Source organism: Tritonibacter scottomollicae (assembly GCF_003003215.1).
In the GTDB taxonomy this organism is placed as follows: domain Bacteria; phylum Pseudomonadota; class Alphaproteobacteria; order Rhodobacterales; family Rhodobacteraceae; genus Epibacterium; species Epibacterium scottomollicae.
On the sequence record NZ_PVUF01000012.1, the window covers coordinates 1 to 24,210 of the forward strand.

Annotated in this window: 19 protein-coding genes; 8 read left to right on the plus strand and 11 right to left on the minus strand. The window is 60.2% G+C overall.

Going from position 1 to position 24,210, the window contains the following annotated elements:
* Positions 1 to 92 precede the first annotated feature (92 nt).
* Positions 93 to 512, plus strand: a complete 420-nt coding sequence (locus CLV89_RS16350; RefSeq protein ID WP_133166736.1) for a hypothetical protein — start codon at positions 93 to 95, stop codon at positions 510 to 512.
* 297 nt (positions 513 to 809) lie between these two features.
* Here the strand turns inward: CLV89_RS16350 and CLV89_RS16355 are convergent, their stop codons facing one another.
* Positions 810 to 1,916, minus strand: coding sequence for a Hint domain-containing protein (locus CLV89_RS16355; RefSeq protein WP_106164744.1), 1,107 nt, complete (start codon positions 1,914 to 1,916; stop codon positions 810 to 812).
* 400 nt (positions 1,917 to 2,316) lie between these two features.
* On the opposite strand from CLV89_RS16355, the gene CLV89_RS16360 reads away from it, so the two are divergent.
* Complete coding sequence (locus CLV89_RS16360; RefSeq protein ID WP_106164745.1) at positions 2,317 to 3,996, plus strand: O-linked N-acetylglucosamine transferase, SPINDLY family protein; 1,680 nt, start codon at positions 2,317 to 2,319, stop codon at positions 3,994 to 3,996.
* Positions 3,997 to 4,212: 216 nt separating this feature from the next.
* A complete protein-coding gene (locus CLV89_RS16365; protein WP_106164746.1) occupies positions 4,213 to 4,833 on the plus strand; it encodes an exopolysaccharide biosynthesis protein in 621 nt (206 codons plus the stop codon).
* A gap of 13 nt (positions 4,834 to 4,846) precedes the next feature.
* On the opposite strand, the gene CLV89_RS16370 is transcribed toward CLV89_RS16365, so the two are convergent.
* Complete coding sequence (locus CLV89_RS16370) at positions 4,847 to 6,649, minus strand: diguanylate cyclase (RefSeq protein ID WP_106164747.1); 1,803 nt, start codon at positions 6,647 to 6,649, stop codon at positions 4,847 to 4,849.
* Between the two features lie 318 nt (positions 6,650 to 6,967).
* On the opposite strand from CLV89_RS16370, the gene CLV89_RS16375 reads away from it, so the two are divergent.
* The 4 genes from CLV89_RS16375 to CLV89_RS16390 all read left to right on the plus strand — a co-directional run bounded on the left by CLV89_RS16375 (position 6,968) and on the right by CLV89_RS16390 (position 12,455).
* Complete coding sequence (locus CLV89_RS16375) at positions 6,968 to 8,344, plus strand: methyl-accepting chemotaxis protein (RefSeq protein ID WP_106164858.1); 1,377 nt, start codon at positions 6,968 to 6,970, stop codon at positions 8,342 to 8,344.
* An 809-nt stretch (positions 8,345 to 9,153) separates the two neighbouring features.
* Positions 9,154 to 11,112: an acetate--CoA ligase gene (acs, locus tag CLV89_RS16380; protein ID WP_106164748.1), complete on the plus strand. Its 1,959-nt coding sequence runs from the start codon at positions 9,154 to 9,156 to the stop codon at positions 11,110 to 11,112.
* A 5-nt stretch (positions 11,113 to 11,117) separates the two neighbouring features.
* Complete coding sequence (locus CLV89_RS16385) at positions 11,118 to 11,801, plus strand: adenylate kinase (RefSeq protein ID WP_106164859.1); 684 nt, start codon at positions 11,118 to 11,120, stop codon at positions 11,799 to 11,801.
* A gap of 153 nt (positions 11,802 to 11,954) precedes the next feature.
* Positions 11,955 to 12,455 carry a flavin reductase family protein gene (locus tag CLV89_RS16390; protein ID WP_106164749.1) on the plus strand — a complete coding sequence of 167 codons (501 nt, stop codon included), beginning with the start codon at positions 11,955 to 11,957 and terminating at the stop codon, positions 12,453 to 12,455.
* A 10-nt stretch (positions 12,456 to 12,465) separates the two neighbouring features.
* On the opposite strand, the gene CLV89_RS16395 is transcribed toward CLV89_RS16390, so the two are convergent.
* The 7 genes from CLV89_RS16395 to CLV89_RS16425 all read right to left on the minus strand — a co-directional run bounded on the left by CLV89_RS16395 (position 12,466) and on the right by CLV89_RS16425 (position 20,115).
* The gene (locus CLV89_RS16395; RefSeq protein WP_243395047.1) at positions 12,466 to 13,161 is read right to left on the minus strand and encodes a 4Fe-4S dicluster domain-containing protein; all 696 of its coding nucleotides are present in this window, start codon (positions 13,159 to 13,161) and stop codon (positions 12,466 to 12,468) included.
* A gap of 171 nt (positions 13,162 to 13,332) precedes the next feature.
* Complete coding sequence (locus CLV89_RS16400) at positions 13,333 to 14,319, minus strand: ABC transporter substrate-binding protein (protein WP_106164751.1); 987 nt, start codon at positions 14,317 to 14,319, stop codon at positions 13,333 to 13,335.
* Positions 14,320 to 14,518: 199 nt separating this feature from the next.
* On the minus strand, positions 14,519 to 15,367 hold the full coding sequence (locus tag CLV89_RS16405; RefSeq protein ID WP_106164752.1) for an ABC transporter permease: 849 nt from the start codon (positions 15,365 to 15,367) through the stop codon (positions 14,519 to 14,521).
* 82 nt (positions 15,368 to 15,449) lie between these two features.
* Complete coding sequence (locus CLV89_RS16410) at positions 15,450 to 16,367, minus strand: ABC transporter permease (RefSeq protein ID WP_106164753.1); 918 nt, start codon at positions 16,365 to 16,367, stop codon at positions 15,450 to 15,452.
* Between the two features lie 24 nt (positions 16,368 to 16,391).
* Complete coding sequence (locus CLV89_RS16415; RefSeq protein ID WP_106164754.1) at positions 16,392 to 17,219, minus strand: ABC transporter ATP-binding protein; 828 nt, start codon at positions 17,217 to 17,219, stop codon at positions 16,392 to 16,394.
* Between the two features lie 52 nt (positions 17,220 to 17,271).
* Positions 17,272 to 18,726, minus strand: a complete 1,455-nt coding sequence (hydA, locus tag CLV89_RS16420; protein WP_106164755.1) for a dihydropyrimidinase — start codon at positions 18,724 to 18,726, stop codon at positions 17,272 to 17,274.
* Positions 18,727 to 18,864: 138 nt separating this feature from the next.
* Positions 18,865 to 20,115 (minus strand): Zn-dependent hydrolase, encoded by a 1,251-nt coding sequence (locus CLV89_RS16425; RefSeq protein ID WP_106164756.1) that lies wholly within the window; start codon positions 20,113 to 20,115, stop codon positions 18,865 to 18,867.
* Positions 20,116 to 20,397: 282 nt separating this feature from the next.
* Here CLV89_RS16425 and CLV89_RS16430 point away from each other — a divergent pair, with 282 nt between their 5' ends.
* Positions 20,398 to 21,036: a TetR family transcriptional regulator C-terminal domain-containing protein gene (locus tag CLV89_RS16430; RefSeq protein WP_106164757.1), complete on the plus strand. Its 639-nt coding sequence runs from the start codon at positions 20,398 to 20,400 to the stop codon at positions 21,034 to 21,036.
* Positions 21,037 to 21,235: 199 nt separating this feature from the next.
* Here CLV89_RS16430 and preA read toward each other — a convergent pair whose 3' ends face one another.
* Complete coding sequence (gene preA, locus CLV89_RS16435; protein WP_106164758.1) at positions 21,236 to 22,540, minus strand: NAD-dependent dihydropyrimidine dehydrogenase subunit PreA; 1,305 nt, start codon at positions 22,538 to 22,540, stop codon at positions 21,236 to 21,238.
* Positions 22,541 to 22,604: 64 nt separating this feature from the next.
* Positions 22,605 to 23,939: an NAD(P)-dependent oxidoreductase gene (locus tag CLV89_RS16440; protein ID WP_106164759.1), complete on the minus strand. Its 1,335-nt coding sequence runs from the start codon at positions 23,937 to 23,939 to the stop codon at positions 22,605 to 22,607.
* Between the last annotated feature and the right edge of the window lie 271 nt (positions 23,940 to 24,210).

Sequence of the window (24,210 nt, forward strand, 5' to 3'; positions counted from 1 at the left end):
CCAGTTTCTGGTCTTGTAGGTTGGGGGTGTCGGTCTGCTCATGCAGCCCAGCTACCACGCTGGATTCACGAGATGAATCCCTCAAAGGATTTGTGAAACAGAGCCTTGTGCGCCCAGAGGAGGCCGACGCCCTCGATTTCAGCGGTTTCATCTCACGTGGCTTCTTGCATTTCTCTGACGGCTTGCGCTATCGCCTCGTGCTGGGCGACACGGTGGCGGACGCCCGTGCCGAGGACATCACCCTGCACGGTCAGCCGCTCGACAGCATGTCCGAACGCCAGTTCCGGGTGGCCTTCAACAGCTACGTTCGGCTTGGCGGGTTCTCCGAGGCCTGGAATGGCAAGGCCATCGGCGCAGGGGTGCCCGGTCAGATCCAGGGCATGGACCTGCGTGGTCTGGAGTATGAGGAAAGCGGTCTGGTCTATCGCAATGAGATCATCGCTCAGATCCGTCAGGACGGTGGGATCAGCGCCAACGCAGCCACGCTGGACGGACGACTGACCGTCGCCTGACCAGCCAATGTCACCCGAGGACATCGAAACCCTGGCCAAATGCACCGGCCAGGGTTTTTCTGCGTGGCGCAGTGGCAGCGTTCAGTCCACAGCCCTCTCGTCAATACCGATCAGAGCAGAGGGTGCTTGAGACCCCGAAAGGTTGCCAAGCCGCGACGGCTTCAGAACGGACTGTCGTTTAGCAGTTCTCAGCGCCCGACGTCGGCGACCGGATGCTGCACACTACGCACTCATCAGCTGCAGCATCACGGGCGGGGCCATACAGGTGCTATTTCGGCGCCCTGCCCCGTTTTAGGTCTATAAAACCAGCGCCTTGTTGTTCTTGACATGACGCGCGGCGAGAGAACGGGCCTGACGGCCATTCAGCAAGAGACGTGCGCCGTCGGGGGCGCAAAAACCGGACCGTGCGCGCAGTTGCGGAAAGATCGAAAATATCTCCTCCCGCGCCTCGGCACTGATGCCTTGAACCGCCATCGGCCCAAGGTAGAGCGACTCTGTCTGGGCCCCGTTCGAGGTGACAATCTGATGCGTGTCGAAGGTGAAGTGGTAATATGTGACGTCACTGATATCCGTTGCAACGTCGATGCCCTTGGCTTCCAAGAGCTGTTTCGCCGCCGCCAGAACCTCGTTGGTGCCAAACATGCGCTGCGCGATCTTGGACCGCACAAGCACCCGGTGTTGCGGTGACACCAGCAGATCACGGGACGGGGTATCATTGCCAAGGGCGCCCGCTTTGATCCGGATCGGGTAAAGTTTCGGGTCCGCAACAAGTGCCGCCGCGCTTACAGTGCGGGAACCGATCCAGCGGATCTTCTGTAGTCCGGCGTCGCGGGTCATAACCAGATCGCCTGCTTTGAGGCGCTCTACCGCGGTCTGGCCCATGTGCGTCTCGATCAGCGTGCCCGCCGCGAAGCAGACCAGAACCCCACCAACGCTGGCATGGGAATAGGCGTCGCTGTTGCTATCGATACCCAGGCTTCTGAGCGGCGTGTCCGGGGGCGGCACATCGCCGATAAAGACGAGGTAATAGCCATCCTCCCCCGCATCATTGAGATCCGCATCATTGTTCAGGTCAACATCAACAACGCCGATCTGATAGACGTTCGTCCCGTCGCTGACCTCGAACACATAATCCATGATGGCATGCCGTTCGGTGCCACCGATATTTGTGGTCTGCTGTCCGGGCTGGCCGATCACCTGGCTTGGAGAGACCGTTTCGTTTGTCGGGTCGCCGTTGTAATTGATGGCGTTGTCATCTTCTTCGCGGACAACATGCGAGGTGGTGCTACCGGAATAACTCCAGATAGCCCCGCGAGGCGGCGCAACATTATAGGTAAACCCGGATCCGTTCACGGCGCTTTGCGTGCCGAAGATCGTCTGAGTGTAGTTGTAATAAATCGCCATATTGAATGCGTTCACGCGCTAGGGGCAACCGTGGATCGGTCGGAGTTTTTGACTGCTGTCTTTAACTATAATTTAAAGATTTGTCACTTTCACCCTCAAACTCACACATATTCGGCGAGGGTGCCAACCGTGCAACTCACAAGGCAAGTCGCGGTACTCGCGGGGAAAACTTGGGGCTTGCGCTCGGGCACGGTGCGCCGCCAACGACATCGTGATCGCGGCAATACACGCCAAATTGTCGGTCCTCGCCCCCTGCCCGCTATGCGTTTTTTAATCCTTTGCCGTCATACCCAAGACACATATGGCACTCTGGCAGAACCAACCACACCCCGTCAGGAGGAGGCGCTCGACCGCCCCATCACACAGCCCCGGCTAACGTCAAACCCAAGGGTTTCATTGAATGACTGTCCCTTTCTCGCGAGGCACCTCTCGTCCCCTATATGAACAGGCCGTTGCTCTTTTGCGGGGGGGCGCGTTTTTGCGTGCCGAGGGGATGATGCAGCGGTCTGTTGCCGAAGAAGGTGAGACAGCTCTCAGCTATCATTACCTTTCTGAAATCCTGTCGCGCCTGCCTGATCGCGTCGAAGACGCCCTGCAGGCCCAGCAACAAGCCGCTGATATCGCAGGCGATCACCCTGTTTTCCTGGCGGCTCTTGGCCTTCGCCTGCATGACGCCGGCAAGGATGTCGCGGCGCTCGATGTGCTGGAACGTGCGCTTGTGATTGACCCGAACTGCCCGCTTGCATTGCCCTGGGCGCTTCGACTGCGCCGTCGTTTTCTGCGCTGGACGGATGAGGCGCAAGAAGATCAGGGCATCCGCACCGCGCTGAAGAGCGGACGCCTGATCGATCCACTGATGCTGCTGTCGTTCATCGACGATCCAGAGGTGCAGCAGGCTCACTCGCAACCCAGTGTAGCGGTTGCGCGGAGCGCGGACCATGCGCCAAAGGCCCCGCGCGGCAAACTGCGGATCGGCTATTTCTCCGCCGACTTTTGCGAACATGCGACCATGCATCTGATTGCCGGGATGCTCAAAGCGCATGATCGGACGCGGTTTGAGTTCTATGTTTATGACTTCCTCCCGCAACCACAGAGCCGCTATCACACGCTGATACGCGATTTTGCCGATATCTATCACGACATCTCACAGATCGACGATGCCGGGGCGGTTGCGCTGGCGAGGTCAGATCAACTCAACATAGCGGTCGACCTCAAGGGGCTGACGACCGACTGTCGCCCCGTCCTTTTCGAACATCGCATCGCCCCGATGCAAGTGTCGTTCCTGGGCTTTCCGGGCACAACAGCCATCCGTGAAATCGACTTCATGATTGCCGATCCTATTACCATACCGGCGGCGGAGGAGAGGTTTTACAATGAGCAGATCCTTCGCATGCCCATATGCTATCAGCCCAATGACAATACGCGCCCCGTGCCCGAGGCGGACAATCTGCGGGCAAAATACGGCCTGCCGGAAGACAAGTTCATTTTTGCGAATTTCAACCACCCGCATAAGGTCGGACCACGGGAATTTGGGGTCTGGATGAACATCCTGCGGCAGGTGCCTGACGCCGTCCTTCTGTTTTATACCGGCGCGCATGACCTTTCGCTCGAGCTTGAGCGGCAGGCACGCCGTCACGAGATCGATCCGTCACGGATCTTGCCTTGCGGAATAATGACCCAGACGGCGCATATCGAACGTCTGGCGCAGGTTGATCTCTGCCTCGATTGTTTTGCCTATAACGCCCACACAACCGCGTCCGACGCGCTCTGGGCGGGGGTTCCCCTACTCACGCTGTGCGGGCGTCAGTTCTCTGCGCGTGTTGCCACGAGTATTCTCTCGGCCGCCGGCGTTCCGGAATTGTCGACAAACTCGCTCGAAGACTATGTCGGCCAGGCCGTTCGTCTGGCCGTCTCACCTGACGAAATCAACGCGCTGAAACGCACCCTCCGGCGGAACCGCAGCTCTTGCGCACTGTTCGACACGAAGACCTGGACCAGAGATTACGAGGACCTTCTTACCGGCGCCTACCTGCGGGGCGCATCGAACAGTCCTACCGAACGACGGCCCGGCGCGGTCTAAAACGCATGCGCGCCAGAACCCGGTCTGACGTGATCGGAGCGTTCTAGAGATGCGTCCTCCGCCAAGGCAGAAGCGGCGGGGTGGACGCCGCATCTGTTGCACTGACCGCAATCGGTGCCTTGACTGTCTTGGGCTAAAATGCGCTCAGCGACGTTAGGTGATTGAAAACAGGCGATCAAAAGACGATATCGGGGGGACAAAGAAGCGAGGGATTCGATGCGACGCAAGGACGGGATACGACATCGGCCGTCCTTATCGTTGCCCATACTGCGCACGCTTCGCAGCCAGCATCAGACCGGCGCGCTCACCCTCGGAAGCCTTCTCTCCGGCCTTGGGGAGCGATCATTTGGCTGGGCGATCGTGGTGTTTTCATTGCTGACGCTACTCCCGCTCCCCCCCGGTTCAACGCTGATCACCGCGCTGCCCCTTCTGGTGACCACCGGGCAGATGATGCTTGGCTACCGGTATGTTAGCCTGCCCGGTCCGCTCGCCCGGCTGCGTCTGGACCAGAGCAAGATGCGCCACACGGTGTTACGTCTGCGTCCCATTACCCGACGGATCGAGCGGATCCTGACCCCGCGCTTAACGATGCTTTTTGCCCGGCGGTATGATCGCCCTCTTGGACTGCTGCTGTTCCTGATTGCTTTTGCGCTGTTCATCCCGGTGCCGCTGAGCGGGTGGTTTCCGGCGATCGCGCTGTTCGTATTTGGCGTCGGGCTGGTTGAGCGTGATGGCTTGGTTGCCATGCTGGGTCTGCTCCTCGGAGCGGCCTCAGTCCTGCTCACGGTGGTGATCCTGACCTCGCTTGCTGCGGGCGCCGACGCGCTGATCCACTAGACCAGACCGGGCCTCACCGCGGCTGTTCGCTCTCCAGCCCATCTGCTGCACTGATCTCGACCCGATTTCGGCCCGCCGCCTTGGCCCGCAGCAATGCGGCATCCGCGCGGGCACGCAGCGTCTCTGTGCTATCGCCTGCGTTTGCAATCGCAAGTCCAATGGAAACGGTGATCCCGTCAATATGCTGCCCCCGGAAGGAAAAGGAGGTGCTTGCCACGCTCTGGCGAACATCCTCTGCCAACTGATGCGCACGCTCTGCGTCGTAGCCCGGCAGAAGGACCACAAACTCTTCGCCACCAAAGCGATAGCAGGTGCCATGCCCCTCTGTGATGCGGGCCAGGATTCCGGAAAAAGACTGAATTACCGCATCACCGGCATCATGACCGAACTCGTCATTGAAGCGTTTGAACCAGTCGATATCGAGCATCAAGCAGGCCAACGGCGCCATCAATCGCCCTGTCGCGTATCGAATGAGCGCTGCATCGAGGGAGCGCCGGTTGAGCAACCCAGTGAGCGGATCACGTTCCACCAGCTGCGTCATCTGATCGCGCAGTTTCAAGTTCACCGCCGTCAGAGCGATATTCTCCGCAATCAGCTCCAGATACAACTGATCGTCCCGGATCATCTTGGCGTCGCCCCCACGGGCGTCGAAGCTCAGCAATCCCACCGTATCGCCCTGGGCGGAAAGCGGAATGCACAAGGCTGCAGCCTTGCCCGCGCCGAGGTGGGCGCAGCGCATATCCTCGCCCTCGTCAAAGTTACTGCCATGGGTACGTCCCCGGCGCAGCCCCCAGCACGCCTCGGTTTCGAACTCCTGCGATGGCGACAGGTCGCTCTGCCAACGCGCGACACATTGCAAGGCACCGGTCTCGTCATCTCGTAGAAAGATGCCGCCAGAGAGCTCCGGAAACATCTGCGGCGCATAACATGCAAGCACGCGCGCCATTTCCGACAGGGACTGGCAGGCCTGCAGCCGGTGCATCATCTGCAAGATCAAATCCTTGATCTTGATATCCCGACGCCGCTCCGCATCCAGACGCTCTCGCTCCAGCCCGTTCTCGCGGAAGATATGGATCGCCGAATTCAACTCGCCAATCTCGTCCCGACGTCCGTCCAAGGGAACCTCGACCGCGAAATCCTGACTGGCGAGACGTTTGACAATGCCGGTCATGCGCGACAGCGGCAGTGACACCCGACGCCGCAGAACAAAATAGAGCACAGCGAGAAACACCGCCGCGGTGAAGGACAGCATGATCCGAGCCGCAAGGCCGAACAGGTTGCTGCGCTCTTGCGCGGCGATCAGATCCTGGTCGGTACGAGATCGCACCGTACTGCGAAACTGTCGCACATCGTCGATCAGCTTGACGTGGTCGCGATAATGTTCAGCTCCGAAGAGGATCTCTTGCGCGGTTGCAGCATCGCCCGCCTGATAGGCCTTGATCGCCTCCAGCTCCATGTCTTCCAGCGCATCCACATCGGTGTTGATCCGCTTTAGAAACGCCTGCTCCTCCTCCGTCGCCCCCAGCGATGCAGCCGCTCTAGCAGTCGCTTCAAGCTGGTGCTCTACCGTGTTCGCATCGTCAAAAGCCTGCAAATGGGCGAGGTCTCCGCGCATGACATAAAGCCGTGCCTCATCGGTGCGCAGCTCGGCGCCGATTGCCAGCTCCTCCCCCAGCTCATTCAGAGCAAGATGTACGCTAACCGCGCGGCGTTCTTCGCGCGCACTATTGGCGGCCGCGATAAATGCGATACCCGAAACCGCCGTGAGAACCACGGTTACACCATAGGCCCAGTTCGTTATCGTGCTGATCTTCATGCGATTTTGTCCAGATTTGCCGCTTCCACCTTGCAGAGCACTTGCACTGGTACAATTGGAAATCGGCTATTTTCGAACAATTGGAATGTGTTGTGGTTTGAACGCCACCCCGCCACCACGTTTCACATCCGGACTAGGCACTCCAAGCAGTGAAATCTCTTGCCGGACCGGAAGAGCGCCCCCTGATGCGTTTCGATTTATCGAAACCAGCCCGGTTTAGACGCTCGCGCAGAAGGGATCTGTTAGGATCTTTTTGTTACCCAGAGTCACACGCCAGTCCGTTTTCGGACGTAGACACTGACGAAGTGGTACATGTACATGTTTTTGCGAAAGTCCCGAGAAACCGCCCAATCCAGTCAGAATGATGACCGTAAGTTGCGCGAGATGATTGAACGGACACAAGCCGTTATCGAGTTTGAGACCGACGGTACCATCATTCGAGCGAATGATAACTTTCTCGAAGCAATGGGATATTCACTGGACGAAATTCAGGGCAAGCATCACAGCATGTTTGTCTACCCGAGTTTCGTCAAATCCGACCGATACCGCCAAATGTGGCAAGATCTGGCGGACGGGATTCCTCAAACAGATCAGTTTCCACGACTTGGCAAGGGGGGGAAGGTTGTCTGGATCATGGCAACATATGCCCCCATCATCGCCGAAGATGGCACGGTTGAGCGTATCATCAAGATTGCCAACGACATTACCAAGCGCCGTATGGAGATCCTCGGCATCGCATCCGCGCTCGAACAGCTGCGCGACGGTAACCTGACCCATCGCTGCGCTCCATCTGAATTGGAAGATATCGGCAGACTGTCGAGCGCCTATAACGAGGCCGTGGACGCCCTGCAAAATGCGATCAGGACCGTCGGCGATGTGGCACACGGCGTGGAACGCACTGCCGGGCAAATGAACGAGTCCTCCTCCGAGCTGTCGCAACGCACGGAAAACCAGGCTGCAACGCTGGAACAGACCGCCGCAGCCATCGAAGAGCTGACGGCAACCGTGCGCTCTGCCGCAGATGGCGCCAAGGAAGTCGAGGGCAACGTTCAAAACGCGCGCAACACTGCCGAAAAGAGCGGCCAAGTGGTGCGCGACGCCGTCGAAGCCATGTCGAAGATCGAAACCTCGTCGCAGAGCATTTCCAAGATCATCTCCGTCATCGATGACATCGCATTTCAGACCAACCTCCTGGCGCTCAACGCGGGCGTCGAGGCCGCTCGCGCAGGAGAGGCCGGTCGTGGGTTCGCCGTCGTGGCCTCCGAAGTGCGCGGTCTTGCGCTGCGCTCGGCTGACGCGGCTGGAGAAATCAAAGGGCTGATCGATCAAAGTGCGCAACATGTGTCCGAGGGCGTAACCCTCGTTGGTCGCACAGGAACCGAACTGGAAGAAATCGTAACCAGCGTCAATTCGATCTCTGAAAATGTGAGTGACATCGCGCGCGGAACCGAAGAGCAATCCATCACTTTGGCCGAAATCAACACCGGCATCGGTCACCTTGACGAAGTCACACAACACAATGCGGCCATGGTGGAACAGACCACTGCCGCCAGCCAGACACTGGCCAGCGATGCCAAGGAAATGTCACGGCAGATGGCAAAGTTTGTGACGGAAGAAGGCGTTGTAGTTGCCGAAGCCCCATCTACGGGAGAGAGCCCAACGGCGCCGGCACCTGAGCTGCGTACAGGGACCTGATCGCGACGACGTCGTCTCGGCGTCGTTTCCCCTTGTCCCGCCTGCCCCGCCGGTTATTGGTCGGGCGGGACTGTATGCTGCCGGATTTCATTTCTCTGCGCCACCACCAACAGCCGTGTAGCATGCGCGTATCCTATCACGGCAGTACTCTTCGCCGACCCCATTGGTCGTTAAACCGGGCGCTCAGGCAGAATCCCAAACCCTGTGTGCGAACGAGCTTCAGGTTTACGGACCAGAGGAAGTTCGCCAGCTAACCATTTATTTTAAATTAGTTCTCCATGGCACCATCACTCTCGACGCGACCATTTTTCTCCAGAACATAGCTTCACCCAAGCGGGTAATCCGGACCCCCACGAGCGTTTCGTTCCTGCCTCGACATAGAGGGCGCTCACACTGCGCGGCCATGCGGCTATCTGAGTGCGATGACGAAATCCACCACAGCCGATGAATGTGAAAAGTCCCGAGATACCGGACATCGCGCCCACACGGGATAGACGCAGCCCGGCACATCACACCTAGAAACACCGATGCGCGCTGCAAACTACGGCGCAGTTTTCATGCGTGACAGGGTATGAAATTGACAGTAAAAGCGCGTCTTCTCATGTAAAAATCGTCAAATTCGTGCTTTGATTTACAACTCAGCCCCTGCCATCGGAAATTGATTTACAAGCAAGCCCTTATTTTCGCGATGTTTATTCACATCTTTTCAACTTTGCTTATTATCACGCCCGAGGTTGGAGATTGTTTGACTCTTTGCGCGCTTCCATGTGGAGATCACGCGCAAGAGAATATTGGAGGGAGGACATTCCATGACCACGCCCGAGAGCGCTGTGTACCCGCCGTCTGAGGACATCGTGAAGAACGCCCATGTGGATGCGGCGAAGTATGACGCGCGGTATGCGCAATCGCTGGAAGATCCGGATAAGTTCTGGGCCGAACAGGCCGAGCGGATCACCTGGATCAAACCGTTCAGCAAGGTCAAAAATGTCTCCTACGACTTTGGCAACGTTGACATCAAATGGTTCGAAGATGGCACGCTGAACGTTGCTGCCAACTGCATTGATCGCCATCTGAACACGCGCGCAGAGCAGACCGCAATCATCTGGGAGCCAGATGACCCGAACGAAGCGGCCAAGCATATCTCCTACAAAGAGCTGCACCTGAAGACCTCCCGGATGGCCAACATCCTGGAGAGTATGGGCGTACGCAAAGGCGACCGCGTGGTGATCTACCTGCCGATGATCCCGGAGGCCGCTTATGCGATGCTGGCCTGCGCCCGCATTGGTGCGATCCACTCCATCGTGTTTGCCGGCTTCTCTCCGGATGCGCTGTCAGCGCGGGTGAACGGATGTGACGCCAAGGTGCTCATTACCGCCGATGAGGCGCCGCGCGGTGGTCGCAAGACACCGCTGAAATCCAACGCCGATGCGGCGCTGCTGCATTGCAAGGAAAGCGTGAAATGCCTCGTTGTGAAGCGCACCGGCGGTCAGACCACTTGGGTCGACGGGCGCGATTACGACTACCACGAGATGGCGCTGGAGGCGAACGATTACAACAAGCCCGCCGAAATGAATGCCGAGGATCCGCTGTTCATTCTCTACACCTCCGGCTCCACGGGGCAGCCCAAGGGCGTGGTGCATACCACCGGCGGCTATCTGACTTATGCGGCGCTGACCCATGAGGTGACCTTCGACTATCACGACGGCGACATCTACTGGTGTACCGCGGATGTGGGCTGGGTCACCGGCCATAGCTACATCGTCTACGGCCCGCTAGCCAATGGCGCCACGACGCTGATGTTCGAGGGCGTCCCCACCTACCCTGACGCGGGCCGGTTCTGGGCTGTCTGCGAGAAACACAAGGTCAACCAGTTCTATACCGCCCCCACCGCGATCCGCGCGTTGATGGGTCAGGGTCCTGAATTCGTAGAGAAATACGACCTCTCCGACCTCAAGGTTCTGGGCACGGTGGGTGAGCCGATCAACCCGGAGGCCTGGAATTGGTACAATGACGTGGTCGGCAAGGGTAAATGCCCCATCGTCGACACCTGGTGGCAGACCGAAACCGGCGGTCACCTGATGACGCCGCTGCCGGGCGCCCATGCGACCAAGCCGGGGTCTGCGATGAAGCCGTTCTTCGGTATCGAGCCAGTGGTGCTGGACCCGCAATCGGGCGCGGAGATCGAAGGCAATGATGTCGAGGGCGTGCTCTGCATCAAATCCAGCTGGCCCGGTCAGATGCGCACGGTCTGGGGTGATCACGAGCGCTTTGAGAAGACCTATTTCTCGGACTACAAGGGTTATTACTTCACCGGCGACGGGTGCCGCCGCGACGCGGATGGCGATTACTGGATCACCGGTCGCGTCGATGATGTGATCAACGTCTCCGGTCACCGCATGGGCACCGCCGAGGTCGAAAGCGCGCTGGTGGCGCATGCCGCCGTGGCCGAGGCCGCCGTGGTGGGCTACCCGCATGAGATCAAGGGCCAGGGCATCTACTGCTATGTGACGCTGATGAATGACCGCGAGCCCTCGGACGAGCTGGTCAAGGAGCTGCGTCAGTGGGTGCGCACTGAAATCGGTCCGATCGCCTCGCCAGATGTGATCCAATGGGCGCCGGGCCTGCCCAAGACCCGCTCCGGCAAGATCATGCGCCGGATTCTGCGCAAGATCGCCGAGAATGATTTCGGCAGCCTCGGCGATACCTCGACACTGGCCGATCCTTCGGTGGTCGATGATCTGATTGCAAACCGCACGGCGAAGGGATGACCAACATGAGTGTAGACGTGATGACCCGCCCCGCGGTCTTGATCCTGCTCGGCCCGCCCGGCGCAGGCAAGGGCACCCAGGCGCGGATGCTGCAGGACCGGTTCGGCCTTGTGCAGCTTTCCACCGGCGACCTGCTGCGCGCCGCGGTGGCCGCCGGCACCCCCGCCGGCAAGCAGGCCAAGGCGGTGATGGACGCGGGCGATCTGGTCTCGGACGAGATCGTGATCGCGATCCTGAACGACCGCATGGCGGAGGAGGACTGCCGCAACGGCGTCATCCTCGACGGTTTCCCGCGCACCACGGTGCAGGCTAAGGCGCTGGACGATCTGCTGGCCTCCACCGGCCAGCGCATCAACGCCGCGATCAGTCTGAAGGTCGATGACAGCGCCATGGTCGACCGAATTTCGGGGCGCTCCACCTGTTCTGGCTGCGGCGAAGGCTATCACGACACCTTCAAGCCACCGCTGGCGGATGGCAGCTGCGCCAAATGTGGCTGCACCGAGCTGACCCGCCGCGCCGACGACCGGGCCGAGACCGTGGCCAGTCGACTGGAAGCGTATCACGCGCAGACCGCGCCGCTGATCAGCTACTACGACGAGGCTGGCGTTCTGACATCGATCAACGCCATGGCCGATATCGACAAGGTTGCCAGCGAGATGTCCTCGGTCGTTCAGTCTGTCATCGACTGACCCGATCAAACGAGGCAGACTGCTCTGATTGAAAGATCCCGGTTCTGGACCGGGGTCTTTTCTTTTGCATCTTGTGCCGGTCATTGAAATAAGAGCGCAACGCGCGCAGGCGCCCGACCTGGCACAGAGCACGATAGACGGATTTCACGACACATGACCCAAACCAGCTTCACGCCCGGCCCTGATACGCTCACTGAAATGCGTGCCGCACTCGGCTGTTTTGCCACTGGCGTCGTCGTGGTCACCACCGAGACCAAACGTGGTCCGTTGGCCATCACCGCCAACAGCTTCACCTCCGTCTCGCTGGCGCCTCCTCTGGTTCTGTGGTGCCCAGCCCTGCAGTCGAAACGCCATGATCCATTTGTCGACGCAACGCATTTCTCGATCCATGTCATGGCAGAGCGCGATATAGACACGGCGCTGCATTTTGCCCGCAATGGCGAAGTGTTCGACACCCATGACTGGGTCGAAAGCCCCGAAGGCGTGCCAGCGCTGACGCAGGCTCTGGTGCGCCTTGATTGCACTCACCATGCGGCCCACCCCGGAGGCGATCATACGATCCTGGTCGGGGAGGTCCTGCGGGTCAGCCAGCGCGGCGATCTTGGCGCTGGATTGGTTTTTCACCAAGGCAAATACGGCCGTTTCACCGACTAGGCAAAGACCGTCAGGCCCGCCGCCTTACCGGCGCAAGCGGCTGAATGGCCAACACGCGCTCCGGGCAGGCTGAGGCGCACAGACCGCAGCCCGTGCATTGGTTGTCCCGGATTTCGAGTGTCTGACCCTCCTCACCAAGGTGAATCGCTCCGGTCGGACAGGCCCACTCACATTGGCCGCACAGGGTACACCCTTGGGTTATACTGACACATCCCTGTGCCTCCGGCGCAGCGGCAGGCGCCAGCCCCGGATTGCTTGGCCCGATGTGACCGGCAATGGCATCCACGTCTTCAAGCAAGCTCCCCAGTGCGGAGTCCGAGTGAAACAGCGCGACCGCACCCTTCAGGCCAGGACATGCCGCCAGATCTTCGACGAGTTTCAATTGATGATGTATCAATCTGATATCCGGAGACAGTTCCAGGAACACCTTCTGGAACCCATGTGCAAGCGCGTCCAAGACATCTTCTGATGACAGACATGCGCGTGTGCAGACAGAGACATTCGTGACCGCGTAGGCCCCGCGCCGAAGGTTCGGCGGATGCCGGGGCATGGGGACGTTGAAGTAAAGCACCAGCGCCTGAGCCCCGCCCCCCATCTGGCTGCTGAGCCGCGCCTCAAGACAGGCGCGCTCCAATGATGCGGAGCGGCGATCACCCGCAGACGTCGCCGCGCCGCAGAAACACAAACTACTTGTTAAATGGGACATTCTATCCCCCCAGAACGCGGGGCGGCAGATGCCCCGCACACATCAAGTGAAGCGCCTAGACCCTTAACAGAAAGTTACTTTTTCTTAGAATTGACGGCGCCCACCCGCAAATGCGGATGGGCGCGCTTGGCCCCTCACTCGGGAGCCCTCGTCTCAACGAAAGTTCAGACCTTAATTGAGTGCTGCATCAGAGATTGCATGGGTCCATGCCCCTTCGGGCGTCTTGGTGATCACCGGATCGGAGCCGCCGGTCAGCAGGGTTTCCACCGTGCGTTCATAATCCGACGCATCAAGCGCACCATTGCTGCCGGAGGTCAGCTTGGCCACTTCGCGCATCATGCGCTTCTGGTGCACTTCCGTCTGCGCGCCGGATGCATCGTTGTCGAGTACAATGTCGGCCGCCTCATCAGGGTTCTCTTCCGCGTATTTCCAGCCCTTCATCGAAGCCCGAACAAACCGCTCCATCTTGCCGACAAACTCCGGATCCTCGAGGTTTTCCTCAAGTACATAAAGCCCGTCTTCCAGCGTCGCGACGCCCTGATCCTCATATTTGAAGGTGACCAGCTCATCCTCGGCCACACCGGCGTCGATCACCTGCCAGTATTCATTGTAGGTCATGGTGGAAATGCAATCGGCCTGACGTTGCAGCAGCGGGTCAACGTTGAAGCCCTGTTTCAGCACCTCGACGCCCTCGGGCCCCTTGCCCTCTGTCGAGATCCCCAGCTTGCCCATCCAGCTCATGAACGGAAACTCATTGCCGAAGAACCAGACACCAAGGGTGCGGTCGGCAAGATCGGCGGGTTCCGAAATGCCGGTGTCCTTCCAGCAGGTCAGCATCATGCCGGAGGATTTGAACGGCTGGGCGATATTGACCAGCGGCAGACCCTTTTCGCGCGCCGCCAGCGCGGCTGGCATCCATTCCACGGTGACATCAGCACCACCGCCTGCGATCACCTGTGTTGGTGCAATGTCAGGCCCGCCCGGCAGGATGGTCACGTCGAGGTCTTCCTCGCCGTAGAACCCTTTGTCGAGGGCCACGTAATAGCCCGCGAATTGAGCCTGCGTGACCCATTTGAGTTGCAGTTTGACCTCATCCGCGGCTTGGGCGCCAGAGGCGGCCATCAGTGCCATGGCGGCGGCTGTGAGCACTTGTTTCATATGTTGGAACTCCCTGTTGATTATAGTGAAAGCCTGCGCGAAACGGGTGCTTCGATCAAAGGTTTTTCGCGTCAAGACCGCAGGAAAACCTAAAAATGCGCAGGTATTGAGCACAGCCCGGTCGGGGAATTTATCCCTCTTTTCCAGATGCTTGCGCCCAAATTTGAATGCGCCCCCGCAGGATGCGGAGGCGCAGAATTCACGCCCCGCGTTGCGACGGGTGCCAGAAGGTCAATGCCTTCTCCAGCGCCGCAATCAGGCCGTAGAACAGTGACCCGGCCAGGGCCGCCACCACGATCTCGGCCCAGACCATGTCCAGCGCCAGCTGACCAACCGAGGTGGAAATGCGAAAGCCCATACCGACAGTGGGCGAGCCAAAGAACTCTGCCACGATCGCGCCGACAAGCGCCAGTGTGGTGGAAATCTTCAACCCGTTGAACACGAACGGCAAAGCCGCAGGCAAGCGCAGTTTCAACAAGCTCTGCCAGTAGGAGGCCGCATAGGTGTGCATCAGGTCGCGCTGCATCTCGGAGGCTTCGCGCAGCCCCGCCACGGTGTTCACCAGCATCGGGAAGAACACCATGACCACAACCACGGCGGCCTTGGAGTGCCAGTCAAACCCGAACCACATCACCAGAATCGGCGCGGTGCCGACGATGGGCAGGGCCGCCACGAAATTGCCGACAGGCAACAGGCCGCGACGCAGGAAATCGCTGCGATCCACCAGAATGGCGGTCACAAAGGCCGCGCTGCAGCCGATGACATAGCCGCCAAGCGCGCCTTTCAGGATCGTCTGGGCAAAGTCCTGCCACAGGATCGACAGGCTGTCCGCAAACCGCACCGCGATCAGTGTGGGTGCGGGCAGGATCACCAGCGGAACGTCCAGTCCGCGCACCAGCAACTCCCACACCAGCAGTATGGTGAGGCCAAAGATCACCGGCACCAGCAGCCCGACGGCCCGCGTATCAGCGCGCGGTCCATTGGCCAGACGCGCATTGATCCACCAGCCTGCACACCAGACCAGAAACGCAAGAAACACCAATTCCATCACTGCGCCCCTTTTTTCTGTCTAACACACAAAGGAGGCCGCACCTGCGCTGTGGGGGCCGCGCCCGTTTTTGCAACAGTCATCATGCCTTCACCCCCATGCGTCCGAGCAATACACGCTCAATCAGCCCCAGCAGCGCAACCAGCAAGGCCGCCAGAATCGCGGCAGCAAACAGCGCCGACCAGATCTGTACGGTCTGCCCGTAGTAGCTGCCCGCCAGCAAGCGCGCGCCAAGCCCCGCCACGGCACCGGTGGGCAATTCCCCCACAATCGCGCCGACCAGCGACGCCGCGATGCCGATTTTCAGCGAGGTAAAGAGATAGGGCATCGAAGACGGCAGCCGCAGTTTCCAGAACACCTGATTGCCAGAGGCAAAATAGGTCTTCATCAGGTCGAGCTGCATGTGATCAGGGCTGCGCAGCCCCTTCACCATGCCCACCACCACCGGGAAAAAGCTCAGATAGGCGGCGATGATCGCCTTGGGCAACAGCCCCTGAACGCCGATGGAATAGAGCACCACGATGATCATCGGCGCCAGCGCAATGATCGGGATGGTCTGGCTGACGATGGCCCAGGGCATCACCGACATGTCCATCACCCTTGAGTGCACGATGCCTACGGCCAAGAGAATGCCCAGCCCTGTGCCGATGGCAAACCCCAAGAGGGTCGCCGACAGCGTCACCTGCGCGTGGTAGATCAGGCTGCGTTTAGAGGTAATCTTCTTCATCACCGTGGTCTGCCACAGCTCGACCACCACCTGATGTGGCGCGGGCAAGCGCGGGCGATCCACCGACCAGACGCGGTCTATGGCAAAGCTGTTCTGCGCCACCAGACCAAGGGCGGAAGCCTCCCGGCGCTCTCTGGCGGTCGCCGGTTCGACCTGCTCACCGGCGCGCTCTGCGGCGTCCAGTACACCTTTGATGTTCATCGGAACGCAGGCGATATACCACAGGCCGACAATGGCGGCTACAACGGTGAGGACGGCTACAACGGTCTTCATGCGCGCACCTCCCGGATGTTTCGGTCAGTCATGGCCATGCCCCGCGCGCAGACCTTCGCGAACACGATGGGCGATCTCGATGAACTCCGGCGTGTCGCGGATATCCAGCGGGCGTTCCCTGGGCAATGTGCTTTCGATCACCTCATGGATACGGCCCGGACGCGGCGACATCACCACGATCTTGGTCGACAAATAGACCGCCTCGGGGATTGAGTGTGTGACGAAGCCGATGGTCTTATTGGTCCGCGCCCAGAGCTTCAGCAGCTGCTCGTTGAGGTGGTCGCGCACGATTTCATCAAGTGCCCCGAAGGGTTCGTCCATCAGCAACAGATCCGCATCGAAGGCCAGTGCGCGGGCGATCGACGCCCGCTGTTGCATGCCACCGGACAGCTGCCAGGGAAACTTGCCGCCAAAACCCGCAAGTTCTACCAGCTCCAGCACCTCGGCCACACGCTGGTCTTGTTCGGCCTTGGAATATCCCATGATTTCAAGTGGTAGCTTGATGTTCTTAGCGATGGTCCGCCACGGATACAGCCCCGCCGCCTGGAAGACGTAGCCATAGGCACGGCTTTGGCGGGCCTGCTCCGGTGTCATGCCGTTCACCGACAGGCTGCCCCCCGTCGGGGTTTCCAGCGCCGCCACGCAGCGCAGGAACGTGGTCTTGCCACAGCCCGACGGGCCGATGAAGGAGACGAACTCCCCCTTGTTGATATTGAGATTGATGTCTTTCAACGCATGCACCGACGTCTCGCCGGATCCGAACACAAGGTTCAGATCACGGGCTTCGATCACGGGGCCGGCCTGGGCGGCGTCGGAGGCGCTGTCTACCTGGGAGGTCATTTGCATATTCATTTCATAGCCTTGGTCAGACAAACGGGGACCCGAGGCCCCCGCTATATTGCGCTTAGACGCCGGTGGCGGGGATGCCGCTGCGTTCGACAGGGCGCGGTGCGGTCAGGTCCTTCCAAGTGGACAGGGCGGTGTTGACCGTGGTGTTGGGCGCGCGTTCAACGAACTTGCCGTGACCTTCCTGGGTCTTGATCTCACCATCCATCACCGCGACTTGGCCGCGGGTCAGCGTATAGCGTGGCAGGCCCTTGACCTCCTTGCCCTCGAAGACGTTGTAATCAATGGCAGATTGCTGCGACGCCGCCGAGATCGTTTTGGTCTTCTTCGGGTCCCAGACCACCAGATCCGCATCTGCGCCGACCAGTACCGCGCCTTTCTTAGGGTAGCAGTTCAGGATCTTGGCGATATTGGTCGAGGTCACCGCGACAAATTCATTTGGCGTCAGACGCCCGGTCTCAACCCCATGGGTCCAGAGCATCGGCATACGGTCCTCAAGCCCGCCGGTGCCATTGGGGATCTTGGTGAAATCCCCCACCCCATAGCGTTTCTGCTCGGTCGAGAAGGCGCAATGATCCGTGGCCACCACCGACAACGATCCGGACTGCAGACCAGCCCAGAGGCTGTCCTGATGCTGCTTGTTACGGAACGGCGGCGACATCACCCGGCGCGCGGCGTGATCCCAGTCGGCGTTGAAATATTCACTCTCGTCCAGCGTCAGGTGCTGGATCAGCGGCTCGCCCCAGACCCGTTTGCCTTGCATGCGCGCACGGCGGATGGCCTCGTGGCTGTCCTCACAGGAGGTGTGCACCACATAGAGCGGCACGCCCGCCATATCGGCGATCATGATGGCACGGTTGGTGGCCTCGCCCTCCACCTGTGGCGGGCGGGAATAGGCGTGCGCCTCGGGGCCGGTGTTGCCCTGCGCCAAGAGTTTCGCGCTGAGTTCGGCGACCACATCGCCGTTTTCGGCATGCACCATGGCAATGCCACCAAGCTCCGACAGGCGCTGGAAGGACGAATAGAGCTCATCGTCGTTCACCATCAAGGCGCCCTTGTAGGCCATGAAATGCTTGAATGTGTTGATGCCACGCGTTTCGATCACGGTCTTCATCTCGTCAAAGACCTGCTCACCCCACCAGGTGACCGCCATATGGAAGGAATAGTCGCAGTTCGCCCGCGTGGATTTGTTGTCCCAGCGTTTCAGCGCGTCCAGCAGGCTCTCGCCCGGCTGCGGCAGTGCGAAATCCACCACCATGGTGGTGCCGCCCGCCAGCCCTGCGCGGGTGCCGCTTTCGAAATCGTCGGTGGAATAGGTGCCCATGAAGGGCATCTCCAGATGGGTATGCGGATCAATCCCGCCCGGCATCACGTAGCAGCCGGTGGCGTCCAGCACCTCGTCGCCCTTCAGATCCGGGCCGATTTCGGTGATGACTCCGCCCTCGACCAGCACATCCGCCTTATAGGTCAGATCCGCGGTCACGATGGTGCCGTTCTTGATGACTTTGGTCATTGTTATCTCCCTGTGGTCCAGCGCCTGACGCGCTGTTGTCTGACATCCCCGGGCCGGCTTCTTGTGGCTCTGAATACCCCGGGGGAGGCGCGCCCGCAAAAGGCGCGGCGGGGGCAGCGCCCCCTTGTTCCTGTGCGGTCAGGCGACGATCTCTGCCGTCTCCAGCACCGCATGCAGCATCACATCGGTGCCCGCTGCCGCCCATTCCTGCGAGATATCCTCGGCCTCATTGTGGCTGAGCCCATCGACACAGGGGCACATGATCATCGCCGTCGGCGCCACATCGTTGATCCAGCAGGCATCATGGCCAGCGCCCGAGATGATATCCATATGGCTGTAGCCCAGACGTTCGGCGGCATTGCGCACCGCAGAGACACAACCGGGATCAAAGGTGACAGGATCAAAATGTCCCACCGGCTCGATCTCCAGCCCAAGACCCAGTTCTTCGGCGATCTCGGCAGCCTTGGCCTCGAATTGCGACCGCATAGAGGTCAGTTTTTCCAGATCCGGGGTGCGGAAGTCGACGGTGAACACCACCTTGCCGGGGATCACGTTGCGCGAGTTCGGATAGACGTCGCAATGCCCGACCGCACCCACCGCATGTGGTTGATGCGCCATGGCGATCTCATGCGCCGCCTCTGTCATCCGCGCCATGCCAAGGCCCGCGTTCACCCGCATATTCATCGGGGTCGAACCCGTGTGCGCGTCCTTGCCGGTCACCGTGCATTGCAACCACCAGAGCCCCTGCCCGTGGGTCACGACGCCAATGTCCTTCTTCTCAGCTTCGAGAATCGGCCCTTGCTCGATGTGCAGCTCGAACATCGCATGCATCTTGCGCGCGCCGACCGCCTCATCACCGACCCAGCCGACACGCTTCAGCTCCGCGCCGAAGCTCTTTCCCTCGGCGTCTTCGCGCCCGTAGGCCCAGTCCTGCGTGTGTTTGCCAGCAAAGACCCCGGAGGCCAGCATGGCGGGGGCAAAGCGGGTGCCCTCCTCATTGGTCCAGTTGGTGACAACGATGGGGTGTTTGGTCTTCACACCAAGGTCGTTCATGGTGCGGATCACTTCCAGCCCGCCAAGCACGCCAAGCACACCATCGTATTTGCCGCCCGTCGGCTGGGTATCGAGATGCGAGCCCATGTAGACCGGCAGCGCGTCAGGATCCTCGCCCGCCCGGGTGGCAAACATGTTGCCCATCGTGTCCAGCCCCATGGTCATGCCCGCGGCCTCGCACCAGGATTGGAACAGGGCGCGGCCCTCGGCGTCCTCGTCCGTCAGCGTCTGGCGATTGTTGCCGCCCGCGATGCCGGGGCCGATCTTGGCCATCTCCATCAGGCTGTCCCACAGCCGGTCGCCGTCGATTTTCAGATTCTGTCCAAGCGTCGTCATTTTACGCTTCCTTCCCTGTCGTCTGCCCCATTCTCATCTCGCGGAACGGGTTTATTGTGGCTGGTGCAGCCTGGGTCAGTGGCTTATGTCTCGTCCAGTGGAATTATCGGGCCTTTCGGTCTGACATTTGACCATCTGGTCAAACTCACGCTAACAGCAGATGACACTCAGTCAAGAATTAGCGCGCCTTTCGTGATGTTTTACATTCGCGCTGCTGGACAAATGCGTGAAAACCGGGCGAGTCTGCCGGTGATCATATGATAAAGAGAGACCCGGCCCGACATGCCCAGAGACCGCAGCCCCACCCGGATCCAGAAACGCAACCGCGCCACGATCATCGAAGCGGCGCTCGACGTGTTCTCCCAACATGGGTTTCGCGGCGCCACGGTCGACCAGATCGCCACTGCCGCCGGGCTGTCAAAGCCCAATCTGCTCTATTACTTCCCCTCGAAAGAAGCGATTTTCACCGAACTTTTATCAGAGTTATTAGATACTTGGCTGGCACCCTTGAGGGAGATTGACCCGAAGGGGGAGCCGCTTGACGAAATTCTGGCTTACGTGACGCGCAAACTGCAGATGAGTCAGGACATGCCGCGCGAAAGCCGTCTCTTTGCCAACGAAATCGTGCAAGGTGCGCCGCGGATGATCGATGCGCTGTCGACGGACCTGCGCGCGCTGGTGGATGAAACAGAGACGATTTTTGCGGACTGGATGGATGCGGGGCGGATCGCACGCGTGCATCCCCGTCACCTGCTGTTTTCCATCTGGTCCCTGACCCAGCACTATGCGGATTTCGAGGTGCAGGTGCAGGCCTTGATGACGCCAGAAGATCCGTTTGCAGAGGCAGGCGCCTTCCTGGATACGCTCTATCGCCGCATGCTGACCCCGACGGTCTCACCGGCGATTTTGGGTGACGCCTAGCCAGATTTTGCGGGCTTTGTCGGCCTGAAAATCGCCATTCTCTGATGCCATTTCACCGTGCGTTCTGCGCCTTTTTGCCCAGTTTGGCGTCTGGTCTGGCTGGCATCTGATCTGGGTGCTGGCGTATCGTCCTATTGTCAGACGTATACAACGCCAACACCCTCCGTAATTTCACGCGGCGCCCAAGGGCGCGACGCCCTTACTCCGCAGCAGTTGCCGCAGGGTTGTTCGGATGCGCCGTCCAGTTGCCATACTCGCCGGACACCACCTGCCCCGTGCGCTCATCTACCGCGCCGACTGCGATCTCTTCCATGGTGATGCAGTTCTCGACCGGGCAGACATTGACGCAGAGGTTACAGGCCACGCATTCATCGTCCTTCACGGTAAAGGTCCGGTCCTCAGACATGGCGATCGCCTGGTGCGAGGTATCCTCGCAGGCCGCAAAGCAGCGACCACATTTGATGCAATCGTCCTGGCTGATCCGTGCCTTGGTGACGTAGTTCAGATCGAGATACTGCCAGTCGGTGACGTTCGGCACAGCCATGCCGCGGAAGTCCTCGATCGAGGTGTAGCCTTTCTCGTCCATCCAGTTGGACAGGCCGGAAATCATCTCTTCTACCACCTTGAAGCCATAGGTCATGGCGGCGGTGCAGACCTGCACGTTGCCGGCCCCGAGCGCGATGAACTCCGCCGCGTCGCGCCAGGTGGTCACGCCACCGATGGCAGAGATTGGCAGGCCAGCGGTCTGCGGATCACGCGCGATCTCGGCCACCATGTTCATGGCGATCGGCTTGACAGCCGGGCCGCAATAGCCGCCATGGGTGCCCTTGCCACCAATCATCGGCTCTGGCGACATCGCATCCAGATTGACCGAAGTGATCGAGTTGATGGTGTTGATCAGCGACACAGCATCGGCATTGCCCGCATGTGCGGCGCGCGCCGGGTGGCGGATGTCGGCGATGTTCGGCGTCAACTTCACGATCACCGGCTTGCCGTAATATTGCTTGCACCACTCCGTGACCATCTGGATGTATTCCGGCACCTGCCCCACGGCGGACCCCATGCCGCGTTCAGCCATGCCATGCGGACAGCCGAAATTCAGCTCGATCCCGTCGCAGCCGGTCTCTGCCACACGCGGCAGGATCGCCTTCCACGCGGCCTCCTCGCAGGGCACCATGATGGAGGCAATCAGCGCACGGTCCGGGTAGTCCTTTTTCACGCGGGTCATCTCGTCGAGGTTCACCTGCAGCGGACGGTCGGTGATCAGCTCGATATTGTTGAGCCCCAAGAGCCGTCGGTCGGCGCCCCAGATCGCGCCGTAGCGCGGGCCGTTGACGTTGACCACCGGCGGGCCTTCGGCGCCGAGCGTTTTCCAGACCACACCACCCCAGCCGGCCTCAAAGGCGCGACGGACGTTGTATTCCTTGTCGGTGGGCGGCGCGGAGGCCAGCCAGAACGGGTTCGGCGATTTGATGCCGAGGAAATCTGTCGTAAGATCAGCCATTTGATCTCTCCCTGTTTGCTAACTGTGCAGCCTGCCCTGCGGCGCAGGGCGGCACACAGCGGCTTCAGCCCATCAGGCTGGTATGGATGTCTTCGGCCGCGTCGCGGCCCTCGGCAACGGCGGTCACGGTGAGGTCTTCTCCGCCCGAGGCACAATCGCCCCCGGCCCAGACCCCGGCGACGGACGTGCGGCCTGTCTCGGAGACCGCAATTTTGCCGCCAGTGACGTCGATGCCCTGCGGCGCGCCCTCCAGCGTTTGCCCGATCGCCTTGAACACCTGATCGGCGGCCAGTCGGGTGGTCTCGCCGGTGCCTTTCACGCGTCCGTCGGCAACCTCGGTGTATTCCAGCTCGATCTCGGCGGATGCGCCATTGCCGTGGATGGCCTTTGGCATCACGTTGAACATCAGCTTAACGCCCTTGGAAGCGGCGAGATCCTGTTCGAACCGGCTGGCGCCCATGGCACCGCGATCCCGGCGATACGCAATGGTGACGTTTTCCGCGCCCAGCAGTTTCGACTGCACCGCCGCGTCCACCGCGGTCATGCCGCCGCCGATCACCACCACGTTCCGGCCCACCGACAGTTCGGTCAGATCATCCGCCTGGCGCAGATCCTCGATGAAGGACACCGCATCCCGCACGCCTTCCTTGTCCTCACCCTCGGTGCGCAGCGCGTTGACGCCGGCGAGACCGATCGACAGGAACACCGCGTCATGGTCGGCCTTTAGCCCTTCGAGGGTCAGCCCCTTGCCAAAGCCCTTGTCATATTCGATCAAGATGCCGCCGATCTGCAGCAGCCAATCGACCTCGCGCGCGGCAAAGTCATTGGTGGATTTATAGGCGGCGATGCCAAATTCGTTGAGGCCACCAGCCTTGGACTTCGCCTCATAGACCACCACGTCATGACCCTTCATCGCCAGACGATGCGCCGCGGCCAGTCCTGCCGGGCCTGCGCCCGCAACCGCGATCTTCTTGCCGGTGCTGGCGGCGCGGGTGAATGGATGAACGTCCTGTTCCATCAACAGATCGGTGGCATAGCGCTGCAGGCGACCGATTTCGACCGGCTTGCCTTCGGCCACTTCGCGCACGCAGACCTCTTCGCAGAGCGTCTCTGTCGGGCAAACCCGGGCGCACATGCCACCAAGGATGTTCTGGTTCAGAATTGTTTTGGCCGCGCTTTCAGCATGGCCACCCTGAATTTCACGGATGAACTGGGGAATGTCGATCGAGGTGGGGCACGCGGTCATGCAGGGCGCATCGAAACAGAAATAGCAACGATCCGCCGCGACCGTGGCCTCATGCGCGTCAAAGGGCGCATGAAGATCCCCGAAGTTGTCGGCAATCTCTGCCGCGGACAAGCGCGCGGCGTGAATCCCGGATGCCTGGTGGCTACTCGCCATTGGGTATCTCCCTATTGGTGTTGGGTGTTCGTTTTTTCTCTTGTTGTTGGAATCAGAGTGCCACAGGCTGATTTTTTATCAACTGGTAAAATTTTGGATTGCTGTATTTTCTTTATAAAACGCACAAACAGCAGCCCGTAACCCACTGTTTCAATTGAAGAAGGCGTAAGTGATGAAATCGGTGGCAGATGCGCGTGATAGCACGTCACCTGATCGCCAAACGCAAAACGGGGACCTGAGTCCCCCCAGATCCCCGTTCAAACAGCTGTGT

Excerpts from the sequence above, each read along its gene's own strand:
- CLV89_RS16355 (WP_106164744.1), bottom strand. The coding sequence starts at position 1,916 with ATGGCGATTTATTACAACTACACTCAGACGATCTTCGGCACGCAAAGC.
- CLV89_RS16360 (WP_106164745.1), top strand. The coding sequence starts at position 2,317 with ATGACTGTCCCTTTCTCGCGAGGCACCTCTCGTCCCCTATATGAACAG.
- CLV89_RS16365 (WP_106164746.1), top strand. The coding sequence starts at position 4,213 with ATGCGACGCAAGGACGGGATACGACATCGGCCGTCCTTATCGTTGCCC.
- CLV89_RS16370 (WP_106164747.1), bottom strand. The coding sequence starts at position 6,649 with ATGAAGATCAGCACGATAACGAACTGGGCCTATGGTGTAACCGTGGTT.
- CLV89_RS16375 (WP_106164858.1), top strand. The coding sequence starts at position 6,968 with ATGTTTTTGCGAAAGTCCCGAGAAACCGCCCAATCCAGTCAGAATGAT.
- acs (WP_106164748.1), top strand. The coding sequence starts at position 9,154 with ATGACCACGCCCGAGAGCGCTGTGTACCCGCCGTCTGAGGACATCGTG.
- CLV89_RS16385 (WP_106164859.1), top strand. The coding sequence starts at position 11,118 with ATGAGTGTAGACGTGATGACCCGCCCCGCGGTCTTGATCCTGCTCGGC.
- CLV89_RS16390 (WP_106164749.1), top strand. The coding sequence starts at position 11,955 with ATGACCCAAACCAGCTTCACGCCCGGCCCTGATACGCTCACTGAAATG.
- CLV89_RS16395 (WP_243395047.1), bottom strand. The coding sequence starts at position 13,161 with ATGTCCCATTTAACAAGTAGTTTGTGTTTCTGCGGCGCGGCGACGTCT.
- CLV89_RS16400 (WP_106164751.1), bottom strand. The coding sequence starts at position 14,319 with ATGAAACAAGTGCTCACAGCCGCCGCCATGGCACTGATGGCCGCCTCT.
- CLV89_RS16405 (WP_106164752.1), bottom strand. The coding sequence starts at position 15,367 with ATGGAATTGGTGTTTCTTGCGTTTCTGGTCTGGTGTGCAGGCTGGTGG.
- CLV89_RS16410 (WP_106164753.1), bottom strand. The coding sequence starts at position 16,367 with ATGAAGACCGTTGTAGCCGTCCTCACCGTTGTAGCCGCCATTGTCGGC.
- CLV89_RS16415 (WP_106164754.1), bottom strand. The coding sequence starts at position 17,219 with ATGAATATGCAAATGACCTCCCAGGTAGACAGCGCCTCCGACGCCGCC.
- hydA (WP_106164755.1), bottom strand. The coding sequence starts at position 18,726 with ATGACCAAAGTCATCAAGAACGGCACCATCGTGACCGCGGATCTGACC.
- CLV89_RS16425 (WP_106164756.1), bottom strand. The coding sequence starts at position 20,115 with ATGACGACGCTTGGACAGAATCTGAAAATCGACGGCGACCGGCTGTGG.
- CLV89_RS16430 (WP_106164757.1), top strand. The coding sequence starts at position 20,398 with ATGCCCAGAGACCGCAGCCCCACCCGGATCCAGAAACGCAACCGCGCC.
- preA (WP_106164758.1), bottom strand. The coding sequence starts at position 22,540 with ATGGCTGATCTTACGACAGATTTCCTCGGCATCAAATCGCCGAACCCG.
- CLV89_RS16440 (WP_106164759.1), bottom strand. The coding sequence starts at position 23,939 with ATGGCGAGTAGCCACCAGGCATCCGGGATTCACGCCGCGCGCTTGTCC.